At 60.5% G+C, this 12,946-nt stretch carries 13 protein-coding genes and 2 pseudogenes; 7 read left to right on the plus strand and 8 right to left on the minus strand.

All coding sequences use genetic code 11. The features are described from left to right. Window positions 1-18: 18 nt before the first annotated feature. Window positions 19-702, minus strand: a complete 684-nt coding sequence (locus tag AAAB35_RS09865; protein ID WP_340668108.1) for a response regulator transcription factor — start codon at window positions 700-702, stop codon at window positions 19-21. Between the two features lie 129 nt (window positions 703-831). Between AAAB35_RS09865 and AAAB35_RS09870 the strand changes: the two genes are divergently transcribed. Then, on the plus strand, window positions 832-1,365 hold the full coding sequence (locus tag AAAB35_RS09870) for a L,D-transpeptidase family protein (RefSeq protein ID WP_340668109.1): 534 nt from the start codon (window positions 832-834) through the stop codon (window positions 1,363-1,365). A gap of 3 nt (window positions 1,366-1,368) precedes the next feature. On the opposite strand, the gene AAAB35_RS09875 is transcribed toward AAAB35_RS09870, so the two are convergent. The 5 genes from AAAB35_RS09875 to tsaD are packed head-to-tail and all read right to left on the minus strand — an operon-like array spanning window position 1,369 to window position 4,902. After that, entirely contained in the window at window positions 1,369-2,070 is a 702-nt protein-coding gene (locus tag AAAB35_RS09875) for a methyltransferase (protein ID WP_340668110.1), read from the minus strand. Then, window positions 2,067-2,495 (minus strand): EVE domain-containing protein, encoded by a 429-nt coding sequence (locus AAAB35_RS09880; protein ID WP_340668111.1) that lies wholly within the window; start codon window positions 2,493-2,495, stop codon window positions 2,067-2,069. Before AAAB35_RS09880 ends, AAAB35_RS09875 begins: the two co-directional genes overlap by 4 nt. 15 nt (window positions 2,496-2,510) lie before the next feature. Beyond that, window positions 2,511-2,801 (minus strand): YciI-like protein, encoded by a 291-nt coding sequence (locus AAAB35_RS09885; RefSeq protein WP_340668112.1) that lies wholly within the window; start codon window positions 2,799-2,801, stop codon window positions 2,511-2,513. 38 nt (window positions 2,802-2,839) lie between these two features. Then, the gene (locus tag AAAB35_RS09890; protein ID WP_340668113.1) at window positions 2,840-3,826 is read right to left on the minus strand and encodes an NAD(P)H-dependent glycerol-3-phosphate dehydrogenase; all 987 of its coding nucleotides are present in this window, start codon (window positions 3,824-3,826) and stop codon (window positions 2,840-2,842) included. Further along, entirely contained in the window at window positions 3,823-4,902 is a 1,080-nt protein-coding gene (tsaD, locus tag AAAB35_RS09895; RefSeq protein WP_340668114.1) for a tRNA (adenosine(37)-N6)-threonylcarbamoyltransferase complex transferase subunit TsaD, read from the minus strand. The genes AAAB35_RS09890 and tsaD overlap by 4 nt, the downstream gene beginning before the upstream one ends. 95 nt (window positions 4,903-4,997) lie before the next feature. Here tsaD and hemC point away from each other — a divergent pair, with 95 nt between their 5' ends. From hemC to AAAB35_RS09925, 6 genes are all read left to right on the plus strand, one after another. After that, a complete protein-coding gene (hemC, locus tag AAAB35_RS09900) occupies window positions 4,998-5,927 on the plus strand; it encodes a hydroxymethylbilane synthase (protein ID WP_340668115.1) in 930 nt (309 codons plus the stop codon). Beyond that, the gene (locus AAAB35_RS09905) at window positions 5,927-6,637 is read left to right on the plus strand and encodes a uroporphyrinogen-III synthase (RefSeq protein ID WP_340668116.1); all 711 of its coding nucleotides are present in this window, start codon (window positions 5,927-5,929) and stop codon (window positions 6,635-6,637) included. Before hemC ends, AAAB35_RS09905 begins: the two co-directional genes overlap by 1 nt. Before the next feature lie 101 nt (window positions 6,638-6,738). Continuing rightward, on the plus strand, window positions 6,739-8,019 hold the full coding sequence (locus tag AAAB35_RS09910) for a hypothetical protein (RefSeq protein ID WP_340668117.1): 1,281 nt from the start codon (window positions 6,739-6,741) through the stop codon (window positions 8,017-8,019). A 15-nt stretch (window positions 8,020-8,034) separates the two neighbouring features. Next, window positions 8,035-9,687, plus strand: coding sequence for a heme biosynthesis protein HemY (locus AAAB35_RS09915; protein WP_340668118.1), 1,653 nt, complete (start codon window positions 8,035-8,037; stop codon window positions 9,685-9,687). A gap of 116 nt (window positions 9,688-9,803) precedes the next feature. Then, window positions 9,804-10,280, plus strand: coding sequence for a TerB family tellurite resistance protein (locus tag AAAB35_RS09920; RefSeq protein WP_340668119.1), 477 nt, complete (start codon window positions 9,804-9,806; stop codon window positions 10,278-10,280). Between the two features lie 11 nt (window positions 10,281-10,291). Continuing rightward, window positions 10,292-11,026: a glutamine amidotransferase gene (locus AAAB35_RS09925; RefSeq protein ID WP_340668120.1), complete on the plus strand. Its 735-nt coding sequence runs from the start codon at window positions 10,292-10,294 to the stop codon at window positions 11,024-11,026. A 6-nt stretch (window positions 11,027-11,032) separates the two neighbouring features. Here the strand turns inward: AAAB35_RS09925 and AAAB35_RS09930 are convergent. Both AAAB35_RS09930 and aqpZ read right to left on the minus strand, forming a co-directional pair. Beyond that, a pseudogene (locus AAAB35_RS09930) lies at window positions 11,033-12,270 on the minus strand (MFS transporter). 129 nt (window positions 12,271-12,399) lie between these two features. Further along, window positions 12,400-12,946 (minus strand): annotated as a pseudogene (gene aqpZ / locus AAAB35_RS09935) (aquaporin Z); the annotation flags it as partial.

Consider the following 12,946-nt stretch of genomic DNA (forward strand, 5'->3'; position numbering starts at 1 on the left):
AGATTGGCCCGATCGGCATCAAGGAATGAGTTTGTATCCCCCGCTTTCCGTGACGAGTATGGTTGAATTCGATGGATCGTGTTCGATTTTCTGGCGCAATCTGTAGACATGCGTTTCGAGCGTATGGGTGGTAACGCCGGAATTGTATCCCCAGACTTCCTCAAGAAGGACGTCACGCGTGATGACCTTCCCGCCGGCACGGTAGAGGTATTTTATGATCGCCACCTCCTTCTCCGTCAGCCGAATCTTGCCGCCCTTGGCATCTATCAGCATCTTCTGCCCGGGCTTGAATGTATAGGGACCAACGACAAAGGTTGCGTCTTCGCTCTGCTCGTGCTGGCGCAACTGCGCGCGGATGCGGGCGAGGAGCACGGCGAAGCGAAACGGTTTGGTGACGTAGTCGTTTGCCCCAGACTCGAGACCGAGGATCGTATCGGAATCGGTGTCGTGCCCGGTGAGCATGATGACCGGAGCCTTGAAACCGCCCTTGCGCAGAAGCTTGACCGCTTCGCGTCCGTCCATGTCGGGCAGGCCGACATCCATGATGAGCAAATCGACGACACCGTTCCTTGCAGCCTGTACGCCCTTGGTCGCGTTGTCTTCCTCGATGATCTGGAATTCCTCGTAAAGACCGAGTTGCTCGACCAGTATGGCCCGCAGGTCCGCATCATCATCAACGATCAAAATAGTACGCGCTGTCATCAGATCTCCTGCAAGTCCAAAGAAGTGATTGGAATTTAAGTCGAATTACGGAGGAAAGAAAGGGGATCGACTTGATATTGCCTATGCGGCGCATCAGTCTGGTACAAAAAGGCTTTTTATGAGGCAATCATGAGTCGAAAGAGGTTGCGAGTGATCGAGGTGCGCCCGCGTCCCGGCCATCCTGCGCAGGGGCAGTTGATGGCGGGTGGGATGGTGCTTCGCTGCGCCCTCGGCCGCGACGGAATCACCGCCTTCAAGCAGGAGGGCGATGGCGGAACGCCGCTGGCGCAGATGCGCTTGCTCTATGGATACAAACGCCCGGAAAAGAAGGTTACAGGCGGGAGTGGTCTGGCGCTCCGCACACTGCGCCGGAACGACGGATGGTGCGAGGTGAGCAACGACCGCAACTACAACAGACAGGTTCGCATACCCTACGGCGCGAGCCACGAGACCATGTGGCGCGAGGATGACCTCTATGATGTGTGCATCGTCATGGATTGGAACATCAGGCCGCGCCGGCGCAGCAAGGGCAGCGCTATCTTCTTTCACCTTGCCAGACCAGACTATTCGCCGACGCAAGGTTGTATTGCCCTGAGCAGCGCCGACATGGACAGGCTCTTGCCGCACCTTTCAGATCAGACAGTTATCCGGGTGCGGCGTTAGAACCTAGCCTGCTTCCAGGCACGTGGCGCTACCGAAACGCCAAATCGTTGTACGCTTGACCTCGGCATCCTCAAGAACGCGTGTCACTGGAACGGCGTATACGGCCAGCGGCCGCAGTAAATCCTTGGGGAAATAGGAGCGGCCGGGATCGCCGACGATGACGTCGGCGCCGCGCGCGGCGAGGCTCGCGAACCAGGGAATCAACTGATCAGCGAGCGCCTTATCATAGAAGACGTCGCCAGCGAGAACGACGTCCCAGCCGTCGTCGTTGCCGATCAGGTCGTCGATTCGAGTTTCCAGCGACGCGCTGTTGGCGCCAGCATTGAGCGATATCGCCGGGCGGGCAAACGGATCGATGTCGCAGGCGACGACCCGCGCCGCACCGGCGAGGGCCGCCGCTATGCCGACTAGCCCAGAGCCTGAAGCGAAATCGAGCACAACTCTATTCATCACGCATTCCGGATTATCGAGCACATAGCGCGCTACGCCCTGGCCGCCCGCCCAGGCGAAGGCCCAGAAAGGCGGCGGGAGCCCCATCGTTGCCAGCTCTTCCTCGGTGCGATGCCACAGGTCGTGTGCCTCATCAGCGAGGTGGAGCTTGATTTCGGGAACGTGCGGCGGTGTTTGTAGCGCTGTATTATCGAGTACGAACTGCCGGAAACGATCACTCTCGGGGTTGAGGATCGGCGTGACCGTAGCGGTCATTCCGGCACAGGTGTCAGCCCGCCCATGCGGCAGACTTCCACCCATTCGTCATGCATGACCGGTTGAACGGAGAGCCGCATCGACGTTACCAGCGCCATTTTTTCCAGCTTGGGGTTCGCCTTGACGTCCTTCAAGGTTACCGGGTTTGGCACATCCTTTACGGCGCGAATATCGACGCACTCCCACCGTGGATCATCCGTCGTCGAATCGGGATGGACAAGCGCGCAGACCTCAACGATGCCGACAATATCGAGCCCTTCGTTCGAATGGTAGAAGAAACCCTTGTCGCCAATCTGCATGGCTCGCATGTTGTTGCGCGCTTGATAATTGCGCACGCCGGTCCACTCGGTACCCTTGGCGCCGGCCGCCTTCTGCTTTTCCCAGGACCACGCGTCAGGTTCGGATTTGAACAGCCAGAATGCCATATCGGGATCCCCCGCTTATTTGTTTGCCGGATTCTTGATGGCCCAGTTCCATGGGCGAATGTCGACCGAGGCGAAGAGGCCCGCCTTGGAATAGGGATCGTTGCCCGCAATATCCTTGGCGGCAGCAAGATCGCCAGCTTCGACGACCACGAGGCTGCCGTTTGGCTTGGCGTCGTCGCCGAGGAAGGGGCCGGCGAATTTCAGCTGGTCACCGAGACCTGTCAGATAGTCGAGGTGCGCCGCGCGGGTATCGAGGCGCACCTGCAGATGGTCAGGCTTGTCGTTGCAAAGCAGTGCGTAAAGCATTCACGTCTCCCGGTTTCCCATAGAGGCTGGCGAGCAGCCTAGTCTTCGTTCTTCAATGGCCGGGAAAGCAGAGCTTCCATGGCCTCGTCAATAGTGATGTGACGATCGAGTATTTGCGCCACTGCTGAGATGATGGGTGCGTCGATGTTATGTCTCGCTGCAAGCTCCGCTGCGATCGCTGCAGTCGCCACGCCTTCCGCCAAGGGTCTGTCGGTGAGGTCTTCACCGCGTCCAAGTGCAAGTCCGTAGGAATAGTTGCGCGATTGCGGCGTCGAGCAGGTGAGCATCAGATCGCCGAGACCGGACAGCCCCATGATCGTCTCGGGCCGCGCGCCGAGCGCCTGGCCGATACGGCGCAGTTCAACGAAACCGCGTGTCACGAGAGCTGCCTGGGCGCTCGCGCCGTAGCCGCGCCCGACGGCCGCCCCGGCGGCGATGGCGAGAACATTCTTGAGCGCGCCACCGATCTCGACCCCGATCAGGTCATCCGTCGAATAGCAACGGAAAGTGGGGCCCGAAAGTGTGATTGCGATACGATCCGCCACGGTTTGATCCGCCGCCGCGACGGTCACCGCAGTCGGCAGGCCCTTTGCGACATCGCTGGCAAAACTTGGGCCGGATAGAGCGGCAATCGTCTCGCGGGGGAGCACCTTGGCAACGACTTCCGACATCAGCAGACCGCTGGTCCGTTCGATCCCTTTGGCACAGATGACCAGCGGAATGCCAGAAGGGATGAAATCCTTCAATTGAATGAATGCTCCGGACAATGCCTGCGCAGGAATGACGCAAAGAATGAGGTCGGTGTTCGCCAGAACCGCGGCCGAATCCGTGCTGGCGATGAGCGCTGGATCAAGCTCGATCCCCGGAAGATAGCGATCATTGCGGTGTTTGATGTTGATCGTGTCGACCGTCGCTGCCTCGCGCGCGTAAAGGCGCACGTTGTGGCCGTTACGGGCCGCCATCGTGGCAAGCGCCGTTCCCCAGGCGCCGCCGCCGAGCACTGCGATATTCACAGCTGTGGTCATGCCTTGGCGCCTCTACGCCCAGCCCCAATGAGGGGCGCTGATTGAAGGTCGAGCGGCCAACGCGAGCGAGGCGCGATATCGAGCGCGTCCGGGGCTTTCTCTTTGGCTCGTTCGGCTCCTGCCCAGGCAATCATCGCCGCGTTATCGGTACAAAGCGCCATGGGAGGGGCGATAAAGCGGAAGCCGTGGTCTGTACAGAGACGTTGCAGGCCATCACGCAAGACCTTATTGGCAGCGACGCCGCCGGCGACGACGAGGGCAGGCGATGCAATGTCTGGAAAGCGTCGGCGGAATAGCGCCAGTGAGCGCGATACACGATCGTCCAGCGTATCGGCGACCGCGCTTTGAAAGGCGGCGCAAATGTCATTGACGTCGGTCTGCGACAGCGGCTGGAGCGAACCTGCAAGTTGGCGCACGGCGGTCTTCAGGCCCGAGAACGAGAAATCAAGGCGTTCCTCGCCCTTGAGCGGGCGCGGCAGGCTGAAACGGGCCGGATCGCCGAGAAGCGCCGCCCTTTCCACCTCCGGTCCGCCAGGGTAGGGCAGACCAAGGAGTTTTGCCGTCTTGTCGAATGCCTCCCCGAGTGCGTCATCGATGGTCGTGCCGAGCCGCTCATAGTCGCCGAGGCCCTTCACCAGCACCATTTGCGTGTGGCCGCCGGATACGAGCAGCAACAGGTAAGGAAATTCGATACGGTCGGTGAGGCGAGGGGTCAGTGCATGGCCTTCAAGGTGATTGATGGCATAGAAGGGCTTGCGGCCGGCCATGGCGATCGCCTTTCCGGTCATCAGGCCAACGATCAATCCGCCGATCAGGCCAGGGCCGGCTGTTGCCGCGACGGCATCGACATCGTCAAGCGACATCTGCGCTTCATGCAGCGCCTGGTTGATAAGCCGGTCGAGCACTTCGACATGAGCGCGGGCCGCTATCTCCGGCACGACGCCGCCATAGGGCGCGTGATCATCGATCTGGCTGAGGACGACATTCGACAGGATGCGGCCAGTGCCGTCCTCGTCCCGCTCGACGATGGCGGCCGCCGTTTCGTCACAACTCGTCTCAATTCCCAGAACACGCATCGATAAACCTGATATCCTTCGCCGCATTGCCGGTCGAATAAAACTTCGCTAGGCAGAAGTTTCTAATCGAGATCGCGTAACACGGACAGCAGCCAATGCAAACAAAAACGCTCAAGATCGGTACACGTGGGAGCGCACTTGCGCTCGCGCAAGCCCGTGAGACGCGCAGCAGGCTGATGCAACACCACGGATTGCGCGAAGACGATATCGCGATCGTCGTCATATCGACCTCCGGAGACCGGATTCAGGATCGGCCCTTGGCCGAAGTTGGAGGAAAGGGCCTCTTCACACTCGAGATCGAGGAACAACTGGCCGATGGCCGGATTGATCTCGCGGTACACTCCTCAAAAGATATGCCAACCATTCTTCCCGAAGGCCTCCATCTGTCGATTTTCCTCGAGCGCGAGGACCCTCGCGATGCATTCATCGGTCGCGCGGTAAAGACCCTGCTGGAATTGCCGCATGGCGCGGTTGTTGGCTCCGCCTCGTTGCGCCGCCAGGCGCTGATCCGGCGGGTACGGCCGGACCTCAAGGTCGTCAATTTCAGGGGCAACGTGGAAACACGTCTGCGCAAGCTGTCGGATGGCGAGGTCGACGCGACTTTCCTGGCCTATGCCGGATTGCGGCGGCTTGGACTCGGCGATGTTGTTACCGAACTGATGGACGTGACGACCTTTCCGCCCGCGCCCGGCCAGGGCGCGATTACCGTCGAAAGCCGTATAGGCGACGAGCGCGTCGATGGACTCCTTGCACCGTTGAATCACCTGCCAACGTCGACGGCACTTGCCTGCGAGCGCGCATTCCTCGGGGCGTTGGACGGATCGTGCCGCACACCGATCGCGGGCCTCGCCACGGTTCTTGAGAATAAGCTGTTGTTCCACGGCATGATACTGCTCCCGGATGGTAGCGAAGCGCACGAGGTATCGGGTGCAGGCGCGTTGTCCGACGCGGTCGCGATTGGCCGCGACGCGGCGCTGCGGGTGCGGGCAAAGGCCGGCGCACACTTTTTTACGGACTGGCATTGATGAAAACCGTTCTGGTCACACGGCCCCAGCCCGGAGCGACCAGAACGTCCGAACGCCTGCTTTGCGGCGGGTTCCTGCCTCTCGTACTGCCGCTCACCAGAATTGTCGCGCTTGATGCAACCAATCCCAAGGTCAAGTTTTGTGCTGTGGCTGTAACGAGCGCCAGCGCATTACGCGAAGCGTCCGACGCGTTACTGCGTCCGCTCTTGAAAGTGCCGTGTTTCGCCGTAGGCGAAGCGACGGCTTCCGCCGCGCGCGCCCGCGGTTTCGAGACAGTCACAACGGGTGATGGCGATGGGGCCTCGCTTGCCCAGACAGTAATCGAAGAACTGCCGACCGGCGGATGCGTCCTTTATTTGACGGGCAAGGTGCGATCGCCCGATTTTGAACAGACCCTTCGCAAGTCCGGTATCCATTTCCGGTGCATTCTGACATACGATACAGTTTCAGTCAGTTACACAACTGATTTTCTGCTGGATTTTTTTGCCCAGAAGAGAATTGATTGCTGCCTGCTATATTCCCGATGGGGAGCGGAGGAGTTCCTGCATCTTGCGAGCCGCCCGGAACTGACCCATCATTTTGATAATACATCAATTTTCTGTCTATCTAGGCGCATTGCCGACGCGCTTTCCCATTGGAAACAGGGCGAAGTTCACGTTTCGGAGAGACCGGACGAGGACGCGCTCGTACAACTGATGCGCGAGACCTGAACGCATTTTCAACTGGACTCCTTTACTATTGACCGTTTCGCAGCCGCAACTTCCTTGCTAGCGTGATATTCATCACCTCCCTGGCCCGAGAGATACCGTTCATGGCAAAATCGTCCGTTCCACGTCATTCGAAGTCTGCCCGCAAGCCGGTGACGATCGACCTGGAGCCTTCGGCAATCGGTAAAACCGAAGCGAAGGCGAAGGAAACGCCCGCCGCTGAGCCTGTGGGCTTCGATCCGGCTATTGCGCGCCAATCTGCTGCAGCGCCGGAACCAGCGATTGAATCGACCCCAGGGCCAGAGGAAACATCTACAACAGGAGCGGCCGGCACTGAGCAGCCATTTGGCCGGGCGAGTGCGGCCAGACCCGCGACCGAGTCAGCGCCGCCAGCGGTCACGCGAGAAGCAGGCGACCAATTCGGCCGGTTGGCCTCGGGTGTCATCGGTGGATTGGTTGCTCTCGTCGGTGTCGCCGCGCTGCAGTGGGCAGGCCTGTTGCCGTCGCAGAAAGCCGACCTTTCGGGTGTGGAACAGCAGATTGCGGCCTTGCAGCGGACACCTTCGCAAAATCTCGGCGAAGGCGCGGAACTGGCCCTCAATGGCGCAGTGGAGAATGCCAAGAAGGCAGTCGAGCAGGTTTCGGCACTTGCCCATGAGATGAGCCTGATCAAGCAGAGCGTCGATGAGGTCAAGAGAACCGCCGGCGCCGCAGGCTCGGTAGACACCAGCGCCGTCGATGAGCGCATCGCTGCCCTCGAGGCGAAATTGAATGCGAGCCAGCAGCAGGTTGACCAGGCCTCAGCAGCGACGGAACGGCTCACCGCGCTTGAAGCCAAGGTCAATGATACGTCGGGCCAAGCCAATATGGCGCTGGCAATGGCAGCCACCGGGCTGAAGGCAGCGCTCGATCGCGGCTCGGCCTTTAGCGCTGAGCTCGATACCTATGCGGCGGTGGCGCCAGCCTCGGATAACATCGAAAGCCTGCGCGCCTTTGCCCCCAAGGGAATCCCGACCGTTGGCATGCTGGCGAGCGAGTTCGGCGATATTGCGGCGAAAATTGTTGCAACCACGCGCACTGTCGATCCCAATGCCAGCATTCTCGATCGGCTATGGTCAAGCGCCGGGGGCCTCGTCGAGGCGCGGCCCGTCGGCATGGTCGCAGGCGAAAGCGTCGATGCGATCACGGCACGCGTCGAAGCCAATCTAGGCTCTGCAAATCTCGGCGGGGCGATAGCGGAATGGGAAAAGCTGCCGGATAACGCCAAGGCAGTCTCGGCTGATTTCGCGGAGGCCATGAAGGCGCGTCAGAAAGCCGACGAGGCGCTGGCTAAGGCTCTGTCCGATGCGCTTGCCGGGGCCAAGGCCCCCGCGTCTTCCAACTAGGAGTTCACGACGATCATGGCGCGTATCCTCACATTCATCGCAGTCGTTCTCCTTCTCTGCGTCGGATTTGCCTGGCTGGCGGACCGGCCGGGCGACCTCGTCGTGACGTTTGGCGGCATGCAGTACAAGGTCACCTTGATGGTGGCTGCATCGGCGATCGTTGCGGTCGTCGCCGCGGTGATGCTGGCCTGGTGGGCAATCAAGAGCCTTGTTGCCTCGCCCTATGCGCTGCGCCGGCATTTTCGCGCACGCAAGCGGGATCGCGGCTACCAGTCCCTTTCGACCGGATTGATCGCGGCGGGTGCCGGCGATGGCCAGACAGCGCTGCGTATGGTCAGGCAGGCGGAGAAGCTCCTGAATGTCGACCAGGAGCCGCTGATAAAACTCCTCGACGCCCAGGCAGCCATGCTCGAAGGGCGCGCAGACGGTGCGCGCGCAAAGTTCGAGGCCATGCTCGATGATCCCGAGACGAAGCTGCTTGGCCTGCGCGGCCTCTACCTCGAGGCTCAGCGGCTTGGCGCGCGCGATGCATCACGCCATTACGCGGAAGAAGCAGCGCTGCTTGCACCCAATGTCGAATGGGCTACTTCGGCTGCCCTTGGCCAGAAGACGACCCATGGAGATTGGGACGGAGCGCTCGCCCTGCTTGAGAAGCAGAAAGCGAGCAAGCAGATTGACAAGGATCAGGTCAAGCGCGAGCGGGCGGCGCTGCTGACAGCCAAAGCGATAGACCTCTTCGAGGCCGATCCGATCAGTGCGAGACCCATTGCTCTCGAAGCCAACAAACTGGCACCGGATCTGATCCCGGCGGCGGTCATCGCGGCCAAGGCATTGTTCCAGCAGAGCGAGTTGCGCAAGGGATCAAAGCTCCTCGAACATGTTTGGAAAAAGCAGCCGCACCCGGACGTAGCCGAGACCTATGTCCACGCACGCCTTGGCGATTCGGCCATCGATCGGCTCAAGCGCGCGCGCCATCTCGCTGCGCTCTATCCGCATCACCCCGAATCCAAACTTGCCATTGCCCATGCGGCGCTAGCTGCAGGCGAACTCAGGGAAGCACGCGAGGCAGCCGAAAGCGTGCTTCGCAGCGCGCCGCGCGAGGGTGCCTATCTCTTGCTCGCCGATATCGAAGAAGCGCAAACCGGCGATCAGGGTCGCGTCCGGCAGTGGCTGTCGCGTGCGGTCAAGGCGCCACGCGATCCTGCATGGACAGCGGACGGTTATGTGTCCGACCAGTGGGCACCTGCTTCGCCGTTAACCGGCAAGCTCAATGCTTTCGAATGGAAGGTTCCGGTGGAACAACTCGGACCCGTCATCGACTACCAGAGAGAATTTGATGAAGCTCTCGCAGAGGCGCCCGCGCCATCGGCGCCACCTCGCGAAGATGTGAAGCCACTTATACCCGCCCGGCTCGAAAGCCGCGGCAATGCGGTAAAGGCAGCTCACGAGGATGTGGCAGACGCCGAGATCGTTCAACTCCAGCCCGTTGCTGACCCAGGGGAAAACGCGACAACCAAGCCGGAAGTTAAGGAAAAGTTAGCGAAAACGCTGCCTACCCAGGAAAAACCAAGGGAAGACGCGGAGCTTGTAATTCCTGTGCCCGATGATCCGGGCGTGCGGCCGGAATATCAAGAAGAGCGTGCAAGCAAGAAGTTCCGGCTGTTTTGACGGCGGCGGCGAGGTCGCGGCTGCCTTTGCGGCAACTTGCACAGTGGCAGGAACACAATTACCACGCTATTTGTTGAACGTTCCGCCGCTCACAAGATACTGAAAGATTTACCCATATGCTCGATCGCCTCGTGACGTTCTTCAAAGCCCTGCCGTCCGGCGAAGGTGGCAAGAGCCATTTCTCCAAAAACGATCCGCGCCTTGCGGCGGCTGCACTTCTTTTCCACGTGATGGACGCCGACGGCGAGCGCCGCAACGTCGAACGCAAGCGCGTGGCGCAGCTGATTTCGGAGGCTTACGGCCTGAAAGGTGAGGCGCTGAAGCGTCTCCTCGACGACGGCGAGCAGGCTGACCAGGAGGCAGTCGACCTTTACAGTTTCACCAGCATCATCAAGCGCAACCTTGACGAAGAGGCGCGCATTCGCTTCATTGAGCTTATGTGGGATGTGGTCTTTGCCGATGGTATGGCGCACGAACTCGAGGACAATGTCGTCTGGCGTGTGGCGGAACTGATCGGCGTATCGACGCGTGACCGCGTCACGATGAAGCAGAAGGCTGCGCAGCGCGCGAAGCAGTCAGTGGCAGAGGAATAGGATCGGAGCGAATGTTCCAGACGGACTGGATGGAAAGCAGGCAGCCTCAGCGGCCGAAGATCCTAACGGTACTGCATCAGGAACATTCAAGTCCGGGCCGCGTCGGCCACTTGTTGATTGAATCGGGATTTGCTCTCGATATTCGGCGCCCGCCGCTGGGCGACCCGCTGCCGCAATCGCTTGAAGATCATGCGGGGGCCGTCATTTTCGGCGGTCCGATGAGCGCCAACGATCCCGATGATTTCGTGCGCACAGAGACCGATTGGCTGGCAGTGCCGCTGGCTGAGGACAAACCATTTCTTGGAATTTGCCTTGGCGCCCAGATGCTCGCCAATCATCTCGGAGGCAGGGTCGGACCACACCCCGACGGGATCGTGGAAATCGGCTGGTATCCGCTGGAGGCGACCGAGGCAGGCAGTGCCCTGATGGACTGGCCCTCGATGGTCTACCATTTTCACCGCGAGGGTTTCGAATTGCCGAAAAGCGCGACGCTGCTGGCAACGGGCGAAAGCTATCCCAACCAGGCGTTCCGCTACGGCAATAATGCCTGGGGGGTCCAGTTCCACGCGGAGCTGACGCGGGCCATGATGCAGCGTTGGGTCGTGCGCGGTTCGGAGCGCTTCACTCTCTGCGGAGCCCAACACGGCAGGGACCATCTCGAAGGTCGTATGATTCACGACGCGGTGCTCAAGGCCTGGCTGCACGGCTTTCTCGCGGCGATCTTCGGAATGCCTGCCCGAGTATAAGCTGGGTCAGGTTCGTCCCTGAAGATTGCGCGCCTTGCGCAGTTGCGGGAACCAATAGGCCCAGAGGCCGGCGACGGCGACAGTGCCGATCCCGCCGAAGACCACGGCGGGAACAGTGCCGATCAGCGACGCCATGACGCCGGCGCGGAATTCACCGAGTTCGTTGGAAGCTCCGACAAAGACCATGTTTACAGCGTTGACCCGGCCGCGAACGTGATCGGGTGTCCACAATTGCAGCAGCGTCTCGCGGATATAGACGCTCACCATATCGGCAGCGCCCATGAGCGCGAGCACGGCGATCGAGAGCCAGGCAATGTTCGACACGCCGAACATGACTGTAAGTAGTCCGAACAGTGCGACGAAGGCAAACATGATGATCCCCGCGTGATCGCGGATTGGATGTCCGGTTAGCCACACTGCGGTCAGGATGGCGCCGATGCCCGGCGCGGGCGCAGCATGCCGAGGCCCCATGGGCCGAGTAGGAGGATATCGCGCGCATAGACTGGCAACAATGCGACGGCGCCGCCGAGAAGGACCGCGAAGAGATCGAGCGAGATCGCGCCGAGTACGACTTTCTCCTTCCAGATGTAGTGAAAGCCGGCAAGCAGGGTCTGGAGCGATCGCGTTTCCGAGAGCGTATGCTGGGCAGGCTTCGGAATTGCGAATGTACAGGCGGCGGCTGCGGCGAGCATGCAACTGGCAATCCCATAGGCGACGATTGGCGAGATGCCATAGAGCAATCCGCCAGCGACAGGGCCGACGATCGCCGCAATCTGCCAAGCGGACGAGTTCCACGATACCGCGTTGGAGAAAGCTTCGGTTGGAACGAGGTTGACGACGAGCGACGCCGACGCCGGCCCGAGAAAGGCGCGGCCAATGCCAAAGCCGGTAAGAATGATGAAGACCAGCGCTGGCGAGAACAGATGCGTTACGGTGAGCAAGAGCAGGAGAATGGCGCAGATGAGTTCGACACAGAGCGACAGGCCCATGATCAGCCGACGCCCGAAACGGTCAGCCGCAGCGCCCGTGATCAGCACCAACAACAAGGATGGGGCAAATTGCACGAGGCCGACGATGCCGAGGTAGAAGGGATCGCGCGTCATGTCGTAAATCTGCCAGCCGACCGAAACGCTGATAATCTGGATGGCAAAGGAGCCACAAAAGCGGGCTAGCCAGTAGAGCGTAAAGGAAGAATGGCGAAAGGCGGCGTAGCGGTCATCATGGGCCGCTGTCGTTTCTGGCAAGGGCATCTTCGTTGAAAGGCTCCGGAATCGGGGAGCCTTTTCTAACCCAGTTTGAAAGGAAAAGGGATAAGAAATCTTGAAATATCGGCGTAGGTGGGTCGGGATCGGCCCACCTACGCTTTCCTTACCTCAATCCTTGCCGAGCAGGGCTTTCCAGATGATCGCACCGAGCGCAGCGCCGATCAGGGGGGGCAACCCAGAACAGCCACAGCTGGCTGAGCGCGGCTGTCTCCGCAAACAGGGCGACGCCGGTCGAACGCGCGGGATTCACTGAGGTATTGGTCACGGGGATCGACACGAGGTGGATCAACGTCAGGCCGAGGCCGATGGCAATGGGCGCAAATCCGGCGGGCGCGGAAGCTGAAGTCGCACCGAGGATGATTATGAGGAAGAAGGCCGTCATAACGATCTCGATAACGAGCGCCGAAGTCAGCCCGTATTTGCCGGGCGAGAGGTCGCCATAGCCGTTCGAGGCGAAGCCGCCGGCGGCGAAATCCGCCTTGCCAGAGGCAATCAGATAAAGCACTGCGGCAGCAACAATGGCGCCAGCCACCTGGGCAATCCAGTATGGAATCAGATCCTTGAACTCGAACCGTCCGGCCATGGCAAGACCAAGCGAGACAGCTGGATTGAAGTGTCCGCCGGATATATGTCCGACGGCAAAGGCCATGGTAAG

Origin of the sequence: Phyllobacterium sp. (assembly GCF_037994425.1) — a bacterium.
Lineage (GTDB): Bacteria > Pseudomonadota > Alphaproteobacteria > Rhizobiales > Rhizobiaceae > Phyllobacterium.